Source organism: Mesorhizobium sp. M8A.F.Ca.ET.207.01.1.1, assembly GCF_004794715.1.
Lineage (GTDB): Bacteria > Pseudomonadota > Alphaproteobacteria > Rhizobiales > Rhizobiaceae > Mesorhizobium.
Window position 1 is genome coordinate 1 of sequence record NZ_SRUS01000040.1, and the last position, 1033, is coordinate 1033.

Genomic DNA, 1033 nt, shown 5'->3' on the forward strand with positions numbered 1-1033 from the left:
CCGCTGGCATGGAAACATTGCAACAGATCGTTCAAATAACTTTACAGAATCTTTTGCAACCGCGGACCGCTGACGATGCTAGGTTCATCCGCAAGGTCTGAAGGCACGCGTGAATATGAGCCACGCCGATTTTGCGTTCGGACCGCCGCACAGCACGCAACGGAGATCATCGCCAATGGCAAGAAGAGTGCTCATCCTGGTTGAAGGCACAAGGAGTAATGGTCTTCTATATGTGCAAGCGGCCCAGCGTCTTGGTCTTCATCCAATTACCCTGTCGGTTGATCCGGCTCAGTACGACTATCTTGCGGCGGAAGGAAGCGAGGCAATTCGTGTCGATACAGGCAATCTCGATGCGCTGATCGGCGAATGTTCTCGGCTGCGTGCTACCAATGACATTGCTGGCATTACTGGCCTCGCGGGCGACGACGAGTCGGTCTCTACGACGGTTGGCAAGCTCTGCCGGCACTTCGATCTACCGGGACCGGACCCCGCATCGATTGAAGGATGCTGCGATAAATTCACTCAACGTCAGCTTCTCGCCGAGGCTGGCGTTCCAATACCTGCTTATCGCGTTGCAGTGAATGCGACGGAGGTAGAAAGCTTTGCCGCTGAGATCGGCCTGCCGGTGGTTGTTAAGCCAGCAGTGGGCAGCGGCAGCATCGGTGTCCGACTGTGCCGCAACGTCGATGAGTTAGCCGAACATACGAGCTATTTGTTGGGCGGGAAGCACATATGGCGTTCCTCGCCGAGAATACTGGTCGAGGAATTCGCACAAGGTCCACAGTATTGCGCTGCAATAATGGGAAATGAGGTCGTTTGTATATCAGCCCTTGATTTCGCTCCCCCACCATATTTTGTCTATCTTGGGGGGACCTATCCAGCCCCGCTGACTGAACACGAGCATAGGCGTATTGCCGATGCTTCGCTGAGCTGTTTGCGAGCTCTCGGCCTTGACTGGGGGCCAACGAACGTAGAACTGCGGTGGACCAAGCGTGGGCCAGTCGTGATTGAGGTCAATCCGCGTCTTGGTGGC

1 protein-coding gene is annotated in these 1033 nt (G+C 55.5%); it reads left to right on the top strand.

The features are described 5' to 3' along the window. Window positions 1–175: 175 nt before the first annotated feature. Window positions 176–1033 (top strand): ATP-grasp domain-containing protein (locus EN850_RS33345; RefSeq protein WP_135907181.1); only part of this gene is annotated, 858 nt, incomplete at its 3' end.